This is a genomic window from Cystobacter fuscus, from assembly GCF_002305875.1.
In the GTDB taxonomy this organism is placed as follows: Bacteria; Myxococcota; Myxococcia; order Myxococcales; family Myxococcaceae; genus Cystobacter; species Cystobacter fuscus_A.
In genome coordinates, this window is the sequence record NZ_CP022098.1 from 11,665,784 (window position 1) to 11,683,099 (window position 17,316).

General features: G+C 67.8%; 12 protein-coding genes and 1 pseudogene. 6 read left to right on the forward strand and 7 right to left on the reverse strand.

All coding sequences use genetic code 11. The features are described from left to right. Nucleotides 1-3 precede the first annotated feature (3 nt). Nucleotides 4-1,053 (reverse strand): zinc-binding dehydrogenase, encoded by a 1,050-nt coding sequence (locus CYFUS_RS47235; RefSeq protein WP_095991211.1) that lies wholly within the window; start codon nt 1,051-1,053, stop codon nt 4-6. A gap of 126 nt (nt 1,054-1,179) precedes the next feature. Between CYFUS_RS47235 and CYFUS_RS47240 the strand changes: the two genes are divergently transcribed. The 4 genes from CYFUS_RS47240 (at nt 1,180) to CYFUS_RS47255 (ending at nt 6,403) form a co-directional block, all read left to right on the forward strand. Then, nucleotides 1,180-1,887: a Crp/Fnr family transcriptional regulator gene (locus CYFUS_RS47240; RefSeq protein WP_095992649.1), complete on the forward strand. Its 708-nt coding sequence runs from the start codon at nt 1,180-1,182 to the stop codon at nt 1,885-1,887. A gap of 85 nt (nt 1,888-1,972) precedes the next feature. Continuing rightward, on the forward strand, nt 1,973-2,668 hold the full coding sequence (locus tag CYFUS_RS47245) for an ABC transporter ATP-binding protein (RefSeq protein WP_095991212.1): 696 nt from the start codon (nt 1,973-1,975) through the stop codon (nt 2,666-2,668). Then, nucleotides 2,665-5,217: an FtsX-like permease family protein gene (locus CYFUS_RS47250; protein ID WP_095991213.1), complete on the forward strand. Its 2,553-nt coding sequence runs from the start codon at nt 2,665-2,667 to the stop codon at nt 5,215-5,217. Before CYFUS_RS47245 ends, CYFUS_RS47250 begins: the two co-directional genes overlap by 4 nt. Nucleotide 5,218: 1 nt before the next feature. Next, nucleotides 5,219-6,403, forward strand: a complete 1,185-nt coding sequence (locus CYFUS_RS47255) for a lipocalin-like domain-containing protein (protein ID WP_095991214.1) — start codon at nt 5,219-5,221, stop codon at nt 6,401-6,403. A 25-nt stretch (nt 6,404-6,428) separates the two neighbouring features. Here CYFUS_RS47255 and CYFUS_RS53610 read toward each other — a convergent pair. Then, nucleotides 6,429-6,554 (reverse strand): annotated as a pseudogene (locus tag CYFUS_RS53610) (NUDIX hydrolase); the annotation flags it as partial. Between the two features lie 56 nt (nt 6,555-6,610). On the opposite strand from CYFUS_RS53610, the gene CYFUS_RS47265 reads away from it, so the two are divergent. After that, entirely contained in the window at nt 6,611-7,222 is a 612-nt protein-coding gene (locus CYFUS_RS47265; RefSeq protein WP_198316376.1) for a restriction endonuclease, read from the forward strand. A gap of 243 nt (nt 7,223-7,465) precedes the next feature. Here CYFUS_RS47265 and CYFUS_RS47270 read toward each other — a convergent pair whose 3' ends face one another. The 3 genes from CYFUS_RS47270 to CYFUS_RS47280 form a co-directional block, all read right to left on the reverse strand. Continuing rightward, nucleotides 7,466-8,218 carry an Imm52 family immunity protein gene (locus CYFUS_RS47270; RefSeq protein WP_095991215.1) on the reverse strand — a complete coding sequence of 251 codons (753 nt, stop codon included), beginning with the start codon at nt 8,216-8,218 and terminating at the stop codon, nt 7,466-7,468. Nucleotides 8,219-8,232: 14 nt separating this feature from the next. Then, a complete protein-coding gene (locus CYFUS_RS47275; RefSeq protein ID WP_232537218.1) occupies nt 8,233-9,615 on the reverse strand; it encodes a Tox-REase-5 domain-containing protein in 1,383 nt (460 codons plus the stop codon). 280 nt (nt 9,616-9,895) lie between these two features. Next, the gene (locus CYFUS_RS47280) at nt 9,896-11,389 is read right to left on the reverse strand and encodes an alpha/beta hydrolase (protein ID WP_232537219.1); all 1,494 of its coding nucleotides are present in this window, start codon (nt 11,387-11,389) and stop codon (nt 9,896-9,898) included. Nucleotides 11,390-11,533: 144 nt separating this feature from the next. Between CYFUS_RS47280 and CYFUS_RS51475 the strand changes: the two genes are divergently transcribed. After that, complete coding sequence (locus CYFUS_RS51475; protein ID WP_157759066.1) at nt 11,534-11,674, forward strand: transposase; 141 nt, start codon at nt 11,534-11,536, stop codon at nt 11,672-11,674. A 22-nt stretch (nt 11,675-11,696) separates the two neighbouring features. Here the strand turns inward: CYFUS_RS51475 and CYFUS_RS47285 are convergent, their stop codons facing one another. Continuing rightward, nucleotides 11,697-13,859: an Ig-like domain-containing protein gene (locus tag CYFUS_RS47285; protein WP_157759067.1), complete on the reverse strand. Its 2,163-nt coding sequence runs from the start codon at nt 13,857-13,859 to the stop codon at nt 11,697-11,699. Nucleotides 13,860-14,031: 172 nt separating this feature from the next. Next, nucleotides 14,032-17,283: a PPC domain-containing protein gene (locus tag CYFUS_RS47290; protein WP_095991217.1), complete on the reverse strand. Its 3,252-nt coding sequence runs from the start codon at nt 17,281-17,283 to the stop codon at nt 14,032-14,034. Between the last annotated feature and the right edge of the window lie 33 nt (nt 17,284-17,316).

The window sequence follows — 17,316 nt, forward strand, 5'->3', positions numbered from 1 at the left end:
GGATCACGGTTGGAGGACGAGACGGATGGGATTGCCCTGCTTCTTCATCAGGCGCTCGACACCCAGGGGTGCGTCCGCCAGGGGCAGCACGGCGCTGACCGAGCGGGAGAAGTCGAGCCGGCCCAGCCGCGTGAGCTTCACGAGCTGCGGCAGGTGCTCGAGCCGCGAGCCGTAATGCCCCCGCACCTGCTGCATCGCCGCGCAGAAGCCGATGCCCTGGGAGAGCGACAGGGGAGCGGGAGTCAGGCCCACCAGCACGAGCCGGCCCCGAGGCGCCAACACCGACTGCGCCTGCTCACGCACGGGAGCCACGCCCGCCAGGTCCAGTGCCACGTCCAGGCCCCGCCCGTCCGTCCAGTGCAACACCTGCTCGCGCACGTCCGGCTGCTGGGGATCCAACGCCAGGTCCGCGCCCAGCGCCAACGCCCGCTCCCGGGCCTCCGGCAACGGATCGAAGGCGATGATGGGCGCCGCGCCGAACGCGCGCACCAGTTGCACGCCGTGCGCCCCCAGGCCGCCAATCCCCCAGATGCCCACGGACTCCGCGGGCCGCAGCGCCGCCGTGTCCACGATGGCCGCGTACGGCGTGGAGACCGCGTCGGGCAGGATGGCCGCCTGCTCGATGGGCAGCATGTCCGGAACGGCGATGAGCGTGTCCTGGCGGGCGAGCGCGTACTCGGCCCAGCCTCCGTCGTAGTCCACGCCACGCGTGAGCGGACGCAGACACCCCGTCCGCGTCATGCACAGGGCACATGCCCCACACGACTGCCCCGCCTGGAGCAGGACGCGCTGGCCTGGCTTCCACCAGGTCCCCGTGCCCTCGCCGAGCTTCTCGATGACGCCCGCGACCTCATGGCCCAGGGTCACGGTCGTGAACCCCGGGCGAGGCTTCAGCCGCAGGGAACCGTCGATCAGATGCACGTCCGACAAACAGATACCGGCCGCCAACACCTTGATGCGCACTTCACCCGGCCCTGGCTCGGGGATGGCCACCTGTTCCATCCCGAACTTCCCCGTCACGAGGTCGAGCCGACCCGCCAACATCGTCGCCATCTCGCTTCTCCTCTCGCGTCGAATCCGAGGAGAATGATGGGCACCCCACCTCCCAAACTCTGTCGCGACCGCGACACACTCGCGAAAAAGTGCCTCCAGGCGGGGCACCAAGAGGAGTGGCCCACCATGAAGCCTGACCGCACGGCACTCGACTACCTGGAACTCTTCCGCTCCGGGAGCTGGTTTCGCGCCACCCCGGCCGACTTCCAGGAGAGGTTGCTCCGGCTCGGCGTCCTGCGCGCCCTGAAGACGGGCCAGCACCTGTTCTCCCGGGGCAATCTCCCCGCCGGCTTCTACGGCGTGGTCGATGGCGCCATCCGGTTGCGCACGCTCGGACCCTCCGGCCGGGAGGCCCTGCTCAAGTTCCTCGAGCCCCCCTCCTGGTGTGGGGAGATCGGCCTCTTCGACGGCCTGCCACTGACCCACGACGCCATCGCCGATGCGCCCACCGTCGTCGTCCATGTACCGCACGCCCCCCTGGCCGCCCTGCTCGCGGAGCAGCCCGGCTATTGGTTCGAATTCGGCCGCCTCATGGCGCAGCACATGCGGCTCACCCTGCTGTCCATCGACGAGGTCGCACACGAGGCCGTGCCCATCCGGCTCGCGCGGCGCCTGCTGCTCATCGCCCAGAACTACGGGGATCTGCACGCCCACAGCAGCCGGGTCATCGAGGTGCGGCAGGAGGAGCTGGCGATGATGCTCACCATCTCCCGGCAGACGACGAATCAGATCCTCAAGCAGCTCGAGGCCCAGGGCATCGTGGGGCTGCGCTACGGGGAGATCGAGATCCTCGACCTGGAGAAGCTGCGCGAGGTGGTGGCGGGCAATGGGTGACGCGGGGCCCCGAGCGGGCTGACGAGGCAGCGCCGCGCACTCGGAGCGTGCACGCGGGACGCGCTTCCATTAGGCACTCCCCTGCATGTCCCCCTCCCCGCCCGTGGTCGAGCTGAACGATGTCTCCAAGTCCTACGCCGAGGGCGATGCCGTGCGCGAGGTGCTCGCCGGCACGAGCCTCACCCTGCACGCGGGCGAGTTCGTCGTGCTGCTCGGCCGCAGCGGCTCGGGCAAGTCCACGCTGCTCAACCTCATCAGCGGCATCGACCAGCCCTCGCGAGGCACGGTGCGGGTGGCGGGGCAGGAGCTGGGCGCGCTGAGCGAACACGGGCGTACCCTGCTGCGCCGCGAGCGCATCGGCTTCATCTTCCAGGCCTTCAACCTGCTGCCCACGCTCACGGTGGAGGAGAACATCCTCCTGCCACTGGAGCTCACCGGGCGCGCGGGCCCGGCCTCGCGCGAGCGGGTGCGGGAGCTGCTCGACACGGTGGGCCTGGGCAACCGGGCCGCGAGCTTCCCGGACCGGCTCTCCGGTGGCGAGCAGCAACGCGTGGCGGTGGCCCGGGCGCTCGCCCATGCACCACCCCTGCTGCTCGCGGACGAGCCCACGGGCAACCTCGACGAGGCGACGGGAAAGCGGGTGTTGGATCTGCTCGAGGAGCTCACCCGTCGCGAGCGCGTCTGCGCCCTCATCGTCACGCATGATCCGGGAATGGTCGCGCGCGCCCACCGCGTGCTGCGACTGGAGGCGGGACGACTGCGAGAGGAGGCACGCCCGTGAAACAGCGCCTGCTCTTGCGCGCCAGCCTGCGCCACCTGGGCGGCCACCCGTGGCTCACCGCGCTGTCGCTGCTGGGCATCGCGCTCGGGGTGGCGGTGGTGGTGTCCATCGACCTGGCCAACGCGAGCGCCCTGCGCGCCTTCGAGCGCTCCACGGACACGGTGACGGGCCGCGCCACGCACCAGCTCGTCGGAGGCCCCTCGGGAGTCCCGGAGACGGTGTACCGCGACCTGCGCCTGCTGCCTGGCGCCCCCGCGTCCGCCCCGATGGTGGAAGGCTCCGTGCGCGCGCGAAGCGGCGACCAGCGGCCCCTCACCGTGCTCGGGGTGGACCCGTTCGCCGAGGGCCCCTTCCGTTCCTATGTGCCCCAGGGTGGAGGCCAGGTGGACATGGCCACCTTCCTCACCGAGCCCGGCGCCGCGCTGCTCACCGAGCGCACCGCGCGGGCCCTGGAGGTGAAGGCGGGAGACGCCCTGAGGGTGGCGGTGGAGGGCGTGGAGAAGCGGCTGCGCGTGCTGGCGGTGCTGACCCCCGGCGACGAGGGCAGCGCCCGGGCGATGGAGGGGCTCGTGCTCACGGATCTCTCCACCGCGCAGGAGCTGTTCGGCCAGGAGGGACGCCTCTCGCGCATCGATCTCCGGCTGCCGGAGGGAGCGGAGGCGGAGGCCGCGCTGGAGCGCCTGCGTCCGCTGCTGCCCGAGGGCGTGGAGGTGATGCGGCCACACGCCCGGGGCAACGCGGTGGCGCAGATGACGCGGGCGTTCCGCACCAACCTCACCGCGCTGTCGCTGCTGGCGCTCGTGGTGGGCACCTTCCTCATCTACAACACGATGACCTTCTCGGTGGTGCAGCGGCGCGAGCAGCTCGGCCGGCTACGCGCGCTGGGCGTCACCCGGAATGAGCTCTTCGCGCTGGTGCTCGGCGAGGCGGGCGTGCTGGGCGCGGTGGGCACCGTGGCCGGCGTGCTGCTGGGCATCCTCCTCGGGCGGGGCCTGGTGGAGCTCGTCACCCGGACGATCAATGACCTGTACCTCTCGGTGAGCGTGCGGGGCCTCGCGCTGGAGCCCTTCACGTTGAGCAAGGGGCTGGTGCTCGGCCTGGGCGCCACGCTCGCCGCCGCGCTGCGCCCCGCGTGGGAGGCGGCCCGCTCGGCGCCCGCGCTCACCCTGCGCCGCTCCACCCTCGAGGACGTGGCCCATGGCCGGGCGCCGCGGCTCGCGCTGACGGGAGTGGCCGTGCTCGCCGCGGGCGTGGGGTTGCTCGCCCTGCCCACGCGGGAGCTGCTCCCCGCCTACGCGGGCCTCTTCTCGGTGCTGCTCGGCGCGTCCCTGCTGGTGCCCTGGCTCACGGCCCTGCTCGCGCAAGGGGCGGCGGGACCGTTGGGCGGCGCCTTCGGGTTGCTCGGGCGCATGGCGGCGCGTGGGGTGACGGCGAGCCTCAGCCGTACCGCGGTGGCACTCGCGGCGCTGATGGTGGCGGTGGCCACCACGGTGGGCGTGGGACTGATGGTGACGAGCTTCCGCGGCACCGTGGCGGACTGGCTCGGCTCGTCGCTGGTGGCGGACATCTATGTGTCCCCGCCCTCGCTCGTCGCCCGGCGGGGGGGAGCCGCCTTCCTCCCAGGGCTCGCCGAGCGCGTGCGCACCACCCCGGGCGTGGCCAGCAGCAGCACCATGCGCACGGCGCAGGTGCGCGTGGATGGAGTGCCCACGGACGTGCGCGCGGTGGACTTCGGCGCGACGCCCACGCGCCCCTACCGCTTCAAGGAGGGCGACGCTTCGCGCGTGTGGAAGGAGCTGGAGGCGGCCGACACCGTCATCGTCTCCGAGCCCTTCGCCTCCCACCGCCGCGTGGGGCCAGGCTCTCGCGTGGAGCTGGCGACGGACGGGGGCCCCGCGTCCTTCCGCGTGGTGGGCGTGTACTTCGACTATGGCTCGGACGCGGGCACGGTGATGATGCTGCGGAGCACCTGGCTGCACCACTTCCGCGACGAGACCGTGAGCGGCGTGGCCCTCTATGCAGCGCCGGGGCAGGACGTGGATGCGCTCGTGGCCCGGGTGCGCGAGCGCGTCGGCACCGGGCAGATGCTGGACATCCGCTCCAACCGCACCCTGCGCGAGACGTCGCTGGAAGTGTTCGACCGCACCTTCACCATCACCCACGTGTTGCGGCTGCTGGCCATCGGCGTGGCCTTCGTGGGCGTGCTCAGCGCGCTCATGGCGCTGCAGCTCGAGCGCGCCCGGGAGTTCGCCGTGCTGCGCGCCACCGGTCTCACCCCGAGGCAACTCTGGGCGCTCGTGTCGCTGCAAACGGGGCTGCTCGGTACGCTCGCGGGGTTGTTCTCCCTGCCGCTCGGCGTGGCGCTCGCGTACGTGCTCGTCCACGTCATCAACCAGCGCTCCTTCGGGTGGACGTTGCAGCTCGTGGTGGCTCCCCCGGTGCTCTTCCAGGCGCTGGGGCTGGCGCTGCTCGCGGCGGCGCTCGCGGGCCTGTACCCATCCTGGAAGATGTCGCGCGCCAACCCCGCGCGGGCCCTGAGGGAGGAGTGAGATGACGCGCGCGGGTGGACTGGTCATCGGCGTGGGAGTGGTGCTGGTGGGGCTCGCGACGGGAGCGGGGTGGGTGTCCCGCGAGGCGGCGCCTCCCCCGGCGCGGACGACCACCCTGAAGGTCTCCGAGGCGCTCGGGGCGAAGACGGGAGGAGACGAGGGGTACACACGAGCGCTCGAGCCCCGGGAGTTCCATTTCCCCGAGGACCATGGTCCCCACGCGGGCTTCCGCAACGAGTGGTGGTACTGGACGGGCCATCTCGCCACGGCGGACGGGCGCGAGTTCGGCTACCAGTTCACCCTGTTTCGCAGCGCCCTGGCGCCCGGCGAGTCCGAGCGTGCGTCCGCATGGGGGGCGCGGCAGATCTACATGGGACACCTCACGGTCTCGGACCTCCAGGGGGGCCGCTTCCACGCCTTCGAGCGCTTCAGCCGGAGCGCGCTGGGGCTCGCGGGGGCACGGACCGAGCCCTTCCGGGTGTGGCTGGAGGACTGGAGCGCGGAAGCAGTGGGCGGCGAGCCCCTGCCCCTGCGGCTCACCGCGCGGAGTGGGGACGTGTCGCTGTCGCTCGTGCTGGAGGAGGGCAAGCCCGTGGTGCTCCAGGGAGACCGAGGCCTGAGCCGGAAGGGGTCCGAGCCGGGCAATGCCTCCTATTACTACTCACTGCCGCGCATGCCCACGCGCGGAGAGGTGACGATGGACGGCCGCGCCTTCACGGTGACGGGCGAGAGTTGGATGGACCGCGAGTGGAGCACGAGCGCGCTCGGCGCGGAGCAGGTGGGATGGGATTGGTTCTCGCTCCAGCTCTCGGATGGGAGCGAGCTCATGTACTACCAACTGCGCCGGCGCGACGGCACGGTGGATGCTTTCACCTCGGGCACCCTCATCCCCGCCCGGGGAGAGCCCGCGCACCTGACCGCGAAGGACGCGCGGCTGGAGGTGCTCGACACATGGAAGAGCCCCCGGACGGGCGTGGAGTACCCCGCGCGCTGGAGGCTCGTGCTGCCCTCGCGCGACCTCTCCCTGGAAGTGACGCCGGCGCTCGCCGACCAGGAGTTGCCCGTGACCGTGCGCTACTGGGAGGGCGCGGTGCGCCTGTCGGGCAAACACGAAGGCCAGCCCGTGGAGGGCCGCGGCTACGTGGAGCTGACCGGCTACGGAGACTCCCCTCCTCCCGCACGCTGAGCGCCCACGCTGAACTGATCAAACCCAACACGTACAACGGGACGGCAGGGCGAGCTTCCGCGAAGGCAGTAAGTGACTCGTAACCACGCTCGCGGACCCGCTCATACAGGCGGACCTTCCAGTTACCCTCCCAAGGATGTCCGTCGCTCATCGCCTTCTCCAGGGGGAGAATCTCACACTCGGCAACTCGTGGGGTACGTCAGGGGCATGGCCAACATACGCCCGATTGACCTCCTCCTCCTCGACAGCATCTTCGACATGAACAGCGGATATGTGCTGAATTTCTCCGACCGAACGATGGCACAGTTCTTCGCCGAGGAGCTGAACATCAACATAGATGATCCAGCATACCGGAAGGAGGGCACATCTAAGGCCAAGCGGCTCCGGTACTTTCTCAAGACGGCGGACGCGCCAACAGCCGTGCGGACGCTCAACGCGCCATGGGAGTACCGGGAGGCGCTCAGACAGCAGGCGCAACGCGAAGAAACCGTTGCTAACGCGCACGGGCGTCTGCTCGAACTCATCAATCGTATTCAGGGAGGGCCCCGTCGTGAGCAGGCCCCTGCCGCCCACGCTTTCGATCGTGTGAAAGCGACGCAGCTTCGGGAGAGCCTGACTGAAACTTATCTCCTAGAAGCAAAGTGGCACGGGACCCCGATCGGCAACGCAGAGTTGCACGCCTTCCACGGCAAGGTGGAACAAAAGGCCGCTTGGACCCGAGGCTTGTTCATCAGCCAGAGCGGTTTTACTGAAGATGGTTTGTACGCCTTCGGACGCGGCAAGCGCGTCATCTGCATGGATGGTCTCGACCTCTTATGATGCGCTCACTCGCGAGATACCAATGAACCACGTGCTCGAACGGAAAGTGCGTCGTGCTGCTGAAACGGGCGAACTGTTCGCTCGTGTCCGTGACCTATTTCCCAGCCAGGCTTGGTGCCCCATTTGGGATGCACAACTGGACGAAGTTGTTGTAGCGACGGAGCAGCTTGGGAATGAGAAGTTCGTCACGGCTTGGCATTCCCCCGATCGCGCTGGATGGTGGGGACCGCCAACCCAACCCTCTCACTCGTTCGCGGGCTCGGGCCTCGGCCACGCGATGAGACCCGCCCGATCGAGCAACTCGCGCACGCGGGAAGTAAACGCCACGTGCTCGGGGTTGCCCGCCGTCATGGGCTCGGGGGAGAGGACGAGGAGCCACCCCAGCGTTCCCACCGGCTCGATGCGCGCGGGCGCGGGCAGCGGGGGCAACCGTCCCCGGCGGCGCGACAGGTAGGTCAGCCAGCCCACCCGCACTTCGAACCCCCGCTTCTCCAACAGGTCCACCATCTCTGAGGAGCCAGCCATGGCGAAGTCCGGGTCCCACGCGGTGGCCATGGCGGTGAGCACTCCGGTCAAAACAGAGGCGCTCAGGAGCCGCTCCCGTATCGGGCTCTCCCGGGTCACTTTCAGCAAGCATGAGTTGGGGCCGCCCCAGGGAGAGTATCCACCACAGTGGATACTGAGGTCCGTGGCCTCCTTCTTCGCATTCCACATCATCTGACTGAAGCCCAGATCCTCGATGACATGCTTACCGACGTCCGTGCGATTCCTGCCCTGGAGGAGCCACTTCTCCAACGCCTCCACCTCTGTCCTGACAGGGTGGCCTGGCAACTCGCGGGGGAAGCCTCGGCCCGCTCTGTACCACTGGACGAAGGACGGGTCACACCGCGCCAGCATGTGGAAGAAGAGTTCCGCACGCCGCGCACACTCCAGCGCCGTCTCCTTGCGCACTCCCCAGTACGCGCCCACGTAGTAGTCCTCCAAGTCCTCTATCATGCGTGCTCCTCCGCTTAGCGCGCGGGTGATGTATGATGGATGGAGGTGTTGTTCCATCCTCTTCGCCTGAACTCCTTCCGAAGGAATCCAGCAACTTTGGCATCAGCAACATGCCACGTCAGCGGCAAGCCCAACTGTCGAGCCATCTTCCATTGTTTCTCAGCTTGTTCCATCATCTGGTTGTACTTCCCTGAGATCCTGAACCAGTACTTGGGAGTACCATCCGGGTTGAAGAAGGAACAGTAGCCGGGACCCTTGGCTTCCAGCAGTTCCTTGCCATTGAAGCCGTCGAACTCCAACTCTTCAATCATGTACACATACCATGCTGGCCGCCCCGTGATCTGTTCCTGGTACTCTCGGGCCCGCCGGGACTCGGTCGTGGGCTTCTTGTACGTCCACTTGCCGGGACCCTTCGCCACGGTCGTCTGAGCGGACTTCCCCTTCTTGCCGCTCGTGCCTCCGGTACGCCCCTGTCCCTTCCCCGCCATGTGGAGGAGGGAGAACTCACCCAGAGCCATGCCCCCGGTGGTGCTCGCGGCCCCTCCCACCACGGGCGTTCTGCCCAGCACCAGCTCACCCCTGGCCGTGAGTGACAGCACTGGCAGTTCCGCCCCCAGCCCCCCCATGCGCCCCACCGTGGCCTCCGCCCCCCCGAGCAGCATGAGCACGTGTGTGGACACACGCGCCGCCTCGCGTATCTGGTCCTCCCGGGACATGGCCCCATAGCGCGCGAAGTACTCGGGCGAGGAGGCGATGAGGTGCGCCACCGTGGTGGGCAGTTGGGCCAGGTCCTCCACGGTGCGGATGGGATGCAGGAGGGAGTGGGCCGTCGCCACCACCATCTCCCCCAGGGCGACCTGGGCCCCATCGAGCGCGGCGTTGAGCCAGTCTTTGCCCAGGCCCAACTCGGTCAGGGGCGGGCCGTACGCGCGCCTCAAGGCCTCGTCCACCGGGTAGAAGACGCCGCCGCTCGAGAAGTAGAAGTCGCCCACCGCGAGGCGCCCCACCCGCCACTCGCCCTCCACCAGTTGGAGCTGCCCCATTCGCTGCAGGGGCGTACCGGTGAGCGCTGTCACCAGGTAACCATCGGGTCGCACCATCACCAGCAGCCAGAAGCGCTCGGCACGCCACTTCAAGTCGGCGTACTCCACACGCTCACCGCCCGCGAGCACCTCGCTCAACAGCCAGCACAGCACCCGGCGCGGGGCGAAACTCCGGTACGTCACGGGCGTCCTGATCAACTGCTCCAGCAGTTGACGCGCCTGCCCCAGGTAGAGCGCCGCGCCCGCCGGGTGCCGGGCATCGTCCCCAAGGCCACTGGCCTCCTGCACCACCTGGAAGGGGTCCGCCGTGTCCTCGAAGATTCCGCCGGAGCCTCCCGCCGCCTCTCCGGACATGGGTGTAGCCTCGGGCCGCCGAGGTGCGGAGCCCTGTCGGTACGAGGAGGCCCGCGAGTGGAGGCCAATGCCTGTGGTCAGGCTCCCGAGAGGAGCACCCGTGGCGCACCCGGTCAGGAGAACGACAGCGGCCAGGGCCAGCAGCGCCTCACGGCGGCCCACCTTCACGACATGTCCACTCCCGGGAACGAGCCCGAGAGTCGCTGACGACAACATGAGGAACCCCCCGTTGGTGATACGACTCCAACAGGGTAGTCCCCCTCCCTGACACCGTGCGTTTCTACAGGTCCTTCGCGGCGAACGCCGGTTTCGCGAACGTCGGCAGCGGTAACGTCACGCTCGACGGCAGCCCTTCCATGATCCCCGTCCGCATGAACGCGTAGACGGCGGCCTTGGCCTTCGCATCCTCGCGCAACAAATAGAACGTCCCATCGTGCCCACCCCGGTGCACGACGATCGCATGTCCATGCGAGTAATAAGGCAGCACCTCCAGCGTGTTCTCGATCGGCGTCGACGTATCCCAGTCTCCGTGCACGAACACCACCGGAATGTCCGTCGGCACGACGCCGCGGAACGCGTCACCCATGTCGGCCGTCGGCCAGGCATCGGCGGCCGCCAGATACGGCGCGAAGTTCCATTCGCCCAGCACACCGACCGCCGGGTCGGTGCGCAGCCGATGCGCGCGGGCCGGCGTGACGCCGAGGCTCGTATCCACCAGCGGACCGATGACCGCGCTCTTGCCCGCCTTGCGCCCCTCGATCGTGTCGCGCGCCCAGTCGTCGTAGTGCCGGTGATAGAGGCTGAGCACGAAGGCCGGCCATTGACTGGCATCGGCCGAACGCTCGATCAGAGCGTTCTCGAAGTCGCCCACGCCGAGCGTCACCGCTACCGGTTTCCCCGAGTCCTTGTCCGTGACGGAAACGACGACCGGCGCGGCGGCGAGTCGATCGTGTACGGCACGCAGGGCGGCCATCGTTCCGCCTTCGGGTAGATAGGGTTTCAGGCCGGGATCACGGTCCGCATCGAAAGCGATCCGCTGCATCGAGGCATACACGTGGGACGGCATATCGTAGCCATTGTCGAGCGGTTCGACGCCGGAGAGGACCGCGCGCGCGACGGCCTCGGGATGCCGCTTCATCACCGCGAAACTCCACTGGGAACCGAAGCTGCCGCCGAACAGCGTGATGCTGCCGTAACCGAGGGCTTTTCGCAGGTCGTCCACATCATCGGCATACGCACCGATGTCGTATCCCGCGAGGTCCTTGCCCGGAAACGTGGCCAGCGCCCTGCGAGCCTTCGCCAGTGCACCGGCTTTCGACTGGGTGATCGTGGCAGGCTCATTCAGCGGAGAGTCCTCCGTACTCACCTCCAACATCTCGCCCCGAGAGGTGTAGCCACGCTGCTCGACCACCACCAGGTCGCCGACCACGCCGAAGTTGATCCACGACTTGAGGCGGCTGCGACCCGTGTTGTCGGATGGGTCGAATGCGCCGAGCACGGCGAGACCGGGGCCTCCGGGCAGCCAGAACACCGGCGGTGCTCCAGTGGGTCGCGGCGCGCGGATACGCGCGAAACCCACGCCAATGGCCCGGCTACCTGCCTTGTGCCGATTCTCCGGCACGTAGAACGTGCCGATCTCGTAATTCACCGTCACACCGTCGGCGGTGGTGAGCGTGCGGCTCTCGCTGACGAGGGAGCCGACCTTGGGGGCTGACTCCGTCCCCATCGCCGTCGCGGTGATTCCCATCAGGGACATGGAAACGACGAACTTCATTCCGCGTGTGAAAATCACCCTTCTCATGGTGAGCCCCTCGTTGTCGGTGTCCGCGAAAGCTCGCGTGCACACCGCGGCCAGTCAAGCACACCGAGGGGGCTCATCAATCATCTCAATCCCAGACACGGGGCGGGACGGTACTGGGTGCGTCGAATCCAGTTCTTCGGCGCGACCTTGCAGGTGACTCCGCACTTCCACTCGCTGGTGCCGGACGGTGTTTTCGTGCCCAGGGAGGGCGGCGTACGCTTCGAGCCGTTGCCGCCGCCCACGTGGAGCACCTGCTGAGCAAGAGCGTGCTCGGGGGAGCCTAGCGGAGCACCGTGAGGTCCACGCGGTCCGCGGTGATGACGTATCCGGACGAGCTGGCGTTCTTGCGGCCGGAGACGGTGACCTTGAGGGTATGGGAGCCCGCGCTCAGCACGGAGCTGGTCCACAACAGCTTCTGCTCCTGGCGGGTGGCGGAGTAGAAGTCCACGTCCACCGCCGTCCCGTTGTCCACCGACACCGAGGCGATGCCGTGGTGCGAGGCCACCGAGCCGTACAGCTTCGCCTGCGTGCCGGAGAAGCGCACCACATAGGAGGAGCCCGTGGTGTTCGAGAAGTGGTCATCGCTCTGGAACTTGCCAGTGCCAGTGCCCGCCTCCCAGGTGCCGGTGTACTCGAACTGCTCCTGGCCCGTGCCCACCACGCTGTCATTGAGCTGCACCACCACGGCCTGCTCAGAGGCCGTCACCGTGACGGTGGCGCTCGTGCCCACGTTGCCGGCGGCATCCACCGCCTTGGCCACCAGCGCGTGCTGGCCCGCGGTGGCGCTCCAGGTGAAGGAGTAGGGAGAGGAGTCATCCTCGGCCAGCTTCGCCCCGTCCACCCACAGCTCCACCTTCGCCACGCCCACGTTGTCGCTGGCGGAGGCCTGCACCGTCACGCTGCCCACGGCCACGGTGCCACCGGTGGGCTGGGTGATGATCACGCTGGGAGCCGTGGTATCGCCGCCCTGCGTCGCCCGCGTCAGGTCCACGCGGTCCGCGGTGATGACGTATCCGGACGAGCTGGCGTTCTTGCGGCCGGAGACGGTGACCTTGAGGGTATGGGAGCCCGCGCTCAGCACGGAGCTGGTCCACAGCAGCTTCTGCTCCTGACGGGTGGCGGAGTAGAAGTCCACGTCCACCGCCGTCCCGTTGTCCACCGACACCGAGGCGATGCCGTGGTGCGAGGCCGCCGAGCCGTACAGCTTCGCCTGCGTGCCGGAGAAGCGCACCACGAAGGAGGAGCCCGTGGTGTTCGAGAAGTGGTCATCGCTCTGGAACTTGCCAGTGCCAGTGCCCGCCTCCCAGGTGCCGGTGTACTCGAACTGCTCCTGGCCCGTGCCCACCACGCTGTCATTGAGCTGCACCGAGTCGCCCGTGGGGGGCGGCGGCACCGACGCCAGCGGGTAGTCGCGGATCATCGGGAGCATCGGATCGTTCGGCCCGAAGTTGAGCTCGCAGCCGGTGACGTTCGTCGCCTGCCACGTCCACACGAAGACGCCCGCCGCTCCGCCCGCGAGGTACTGCTGGAACTTCTGGCGCATGGCGTCCCGGCGCTGGGTGCGGTTCGTCCGGCAACCGCTGTCGGCGCCGTTGATGCCCGTCTCTCCGATGATGAGCGGCTTGTTCAGCGCGTTCATCGCGTTGATGGCGGGCGCGAAGTGCGGCGAGACGATGGTGTTGCCGTTGTTGTAGTCGTAGTCGTACTCGTGGAGGCTACCCACGTCCACGTTCGGCACGTCGTGGATGGACTGGAACCCGGACTGGCCTCCGTACGCCCACGGCGCCCACGAGCCCGAGCTGATCAGGTGGTTCGGATCGATCTGCTTGATGGTCGTGCTGACGTCGTTGAAGAAGGCCTTCAGGGTGGTGTTGTCGGTGTCACCCGGCTCGTTGATCAGCTCCCACATGCCCACGGAGGGCGAGTTCGCGAAGCGGGTGACGACCTGCTTCACCCAGGGCACATAGTTGGTCTTGTACCCGCTGGAGTACCACGAGCTCTGCTTGCCGCTGCCGTCCGAGCCGTTGTAGCCGTCCCACTCGCCGCAGTAGCTGCGCCCATCGGCCAGGGTGAGGATCAGCTTCTGGTTGTACTTCTCGGCCGCGGCCACCACCCGCTCCAGGTTCGCTAGGCCCTGAGGCTTGAACGCCCAGGCGCGGGTGAGCCCGTTGGGTCGCAGCCCGGCGAAGAACGCGTCGAGCTGCGAGTCGTTGGGCGCCGCGCCGCAGCCCGTCAGCGGGAAGGCGTTCAAGCCCACCATCTGGTACGGCGCGCCATTCAGGTACAGCTGCTTGCCCTGGCGGTAGAGGAAGTTGGCCGGCGCCAGCGCGCTCGTGCCCGTGGAGAGCCCCTCCTCGCCCTCCTCCAGGGGCGCGTTGCACGCGGCCAGGAAGGACAACACGAGGAGTCCAGTGAGTCGATGACGGATGGAAAGGGTGTGCATGTGCGTTGCTCGCGGATGAGGAAAAGGACCTCGCGGTCTTGCGCGGGCCTGGAGCAAACACAGTGCCATCTCCGCACTTCATGAATTTCGAGGACTTATGGTGTTCCCAGCTCTCTCCCTGTTCTCTCCCCAGGACAGGACCTGTCCACTCGAGTGGACAGGTCCGTTCGAGCTACTCGAAGATGGCCTTCACGTCATAGGAGCCACTGGTCCAATCGGTCGCGAGGTACCACGTTCCCACTGTCGGGTTGGTCCAGCTGCACCCCTGCGAGACGCCCGTATTCGTCGAAGCACAGTTGTACTTCGTGCTCGATGCGGGCTTGAGGCCCTGGACGTACAGGACGAGCTGTCCCGGGTCGCTCGACGTCTCCGTGGGGCCCCGGGTGGTGATGGTCAGCTTCGTCGCCCCCGAGGGCACCTCGATCTTGAACCGGCCGTTACCGGTGAGCTCCGTCACGGCCACTCCATTCATCAATGACGCGTAGGTCGTGTCGTCGTTCCAGCCATCGATGCCATCGTTGATGGTGACCATGTTTCCCCAGGACGCGGTCGCGGGCGTCTTGGATTTGATGGACACGCGCCGCTGCCCCGGGGAGCTGTACGAGAAGGAATCCGGGCACAGGGTGAAGCGACCGGACGTCGTGCACGTGAAGACGTTGTTGTAGGACATGTCCGCGAAGCGCACGTCGGTCGGCGGATTCACGCCCGACTGGATGTCGACCCGCATCATGTCCGCGGCCGAAGGGATGGTGACGGAGAAGAGCTGGGCTTCATTGGGACCGATGTAGATGTTCGGGACCGGTGTGCCCAGCGTCAGCGGGATGACCTCGTTGGTGATGCTGTACCGGGCGGTCAGCACCACGTCCTTGAAGTCCGTCCTCCCCTCGACGCGGATGAGCCATGTCCCCGGTGCCGGGTTCTCGAAGACACAGACCTCCAGGTTGGTGGGGTCTTCGCTCCGGCAATCCGCTTCCGTGAGCGTCGGGCGGGAGCCCTGGCGGACGGCGAGGTCCGCATTGCCCCGGCCGCCGGACATGCCCACCACCAACCGGTTCTTGCCCTGAGGCACCTCCACCTTGAAATACTGCACGGAGCCCAGGGAGCCCTTGAACGCCACCACGTTCTCCCCGCTGGCCAGCGCCCTCACGCCCTCTCCGGGCGTCGTCGCGAAGGTCGTTACCAGGCGGGCACCCGTGAAGGACCCGGTGCCCCGGACGGCCACGTACCAGGTGCCTGGCCGCGGGTTGGCGAACTCGCAGTTCTCCTCGTTGTTGGGATGGGTGGACGCGCAGTCGGACGTCGTGCCCGGCGCCTCGCCGTACTTCACGTACAGGTCCGCGTTGCCCGTGCCGCTGCTGAGCATCACCCGGAAGTCGCTGAGCCCGGATGGGACTTCGACCTTCCACACGCGCTCACTGGTCGGCGAACCCGCGAACGGCTGCTCCTCGAAGCCCGGCGTCAGGAGCGGGAGGGTGGAGGAGGTCGTCGCCCGGACGATGCCCTGCAGCGCGGCCTTGCTCTCCACCAGGACGTACCACGCACCCGCCTGGGGATTGTCGATGACGCAGGAGCGGCCGGCCGGGACGTCGTTGTACGTCCAGGACGACCCCTTGCACGTGAACAGGGACGTCGCGGGAACGGCCCCGTACCGGACATACAGTTGCGACGGGGTTCCGCCCTGGAAGACATGGTCCACGCGCAGCTGTGCCTGTCCTTCCGGAACGTCGATTCGCCAGTACCGGAACTCCCGCAGCGCGCTGGCGGTGAAGGCCACGGGAATGCCGTCCGCCAGCGGGGAGACCGGGCCGCCCCCGTACCACGCGGCCAGCATGCCGTAGACGATTCCCGGCGTGAAATACACCGTGACGTAGTAGCGCCCGGGCTGGGGATTGACCAGCGAGCAGGGAGTCCTGCAACCGTCACTGAGATTCGTCGACCAGGTGCCGTACTTCACCATGGCCCAGTTGCCGACCTCGTTCGTGAGCGTGAAGTTGGCCTCCGACTGCCCGTCCGGAACGTCGAAGTAGTAGTGGAGGCGTTCGCCGCCGTACTGCACCGGCTGGTCCTGCGACAGCGCATACACCGGGGGATATCCCGCGGAGAAGCTCAGGCCCGAGAACGAGGTGAAACCGCGCACCAGGATGTACCAGGTGCCTGGCGCCGGAGCCTGGAACCTGCAGCCGGTGCCGCAGGCCGTGCCCTGTCCCCGCGTCGGTGGAGTGCCCTGCTGGACGAACATCTCGGCGACACCCGTCCCCTGCGTCGTCTGGACGTTCAGGTACGGCAGGCCCTCGGGAACGGTGATGGAGTAGTAACGGTCCTCGACCGGGCTGCCGGAGAGGCCGGTCACCTGCTGATAGTTCTGCAGCGGTGTCACCGTTCCGTTGCTCGTGGAGGCCACCACGCGGGCAGTCAGATTCAAGCTGTAGAGCGCGGTGTTCGCCCGGAGTATCAGGTACCACGTCCCCGCTTGTGGATTGTCGAAGGTGCACGAAGCGGGGCCGCTCGAGTAACTGGCGAGACAATCCACCGCGCTGTTCCCGGGGAACGGGTCTCCCCGCTGGACGTAGAGCGAGCGGATGACGGACGAGGTCTCCACCACGAGCCGGGACTGCCCCGAGGGGACGTTGAGCGTGTAATAGACCAGGTCATCCCTCGCCGCGCTGATGCCCGTCACCGTCTGCCCATTCGTGAGCGCCACGGGCGTCTTCGCCGTTCCGGTCACCCAGGGGAGGATCTGCGTCGGAGACTTGTTGGTCGTCAGCAGGACGTAGTACCGGCCCGCCTTGGGCTTGAAGATGTCACACGTGACGTCGCAGTCGTAGAGCGTATCCGTGGGACGGGCGCCCAGCCGCGCCTTCACCGTGCTGGTGCCCGAGGAGTCGATTTTGAACCGGCCCTTTCCCGCGGGGACGTCGACGAAGAACATCGTCGGCTTGTTGGAGTAGTGGAACAGGTTGACGTTGGGGGCGAGCGGCAAGGGCTGATTGAAATAGACGACCAGCTTCGCATTGTCGTACGCCGACTGGCCTTCGACCCTCACGCTCCAGGTGTCGGCGGCTGGAGCCTGCACGTTGCACCGCTCCTCGTTGTCGCTCCCGCGTGAGCTGCAGTCGTAGAGAATGTTGGTGGGAATCTCACCGCGCTTGACGGCCAGGTTCGCGTTGCCGGTGCCACCCATCAGCGCGAAGGAGACTTCCGAAAGACCGGCGGGAAGGTTGACGTAGAAGTAGGTCAGCGAGCCGGTGGCTCCGCTGAGCGTGATGGGGATGCCGTCCTTGAGCTCCGTTCCAGGCAGCGTGACGGCGCTCGCCACCTGGGATTCGAGGGGGGGTGGATCTCCGGTTCCCTCCGTGCGGCCGCAGCCCACGGCCAAACTCCACATGAGACCAACGAACAGGACACCGCGACATTCGATGCGCATGGTTTCGTTCCTAGGACCTTCAAGTCCTCGAGA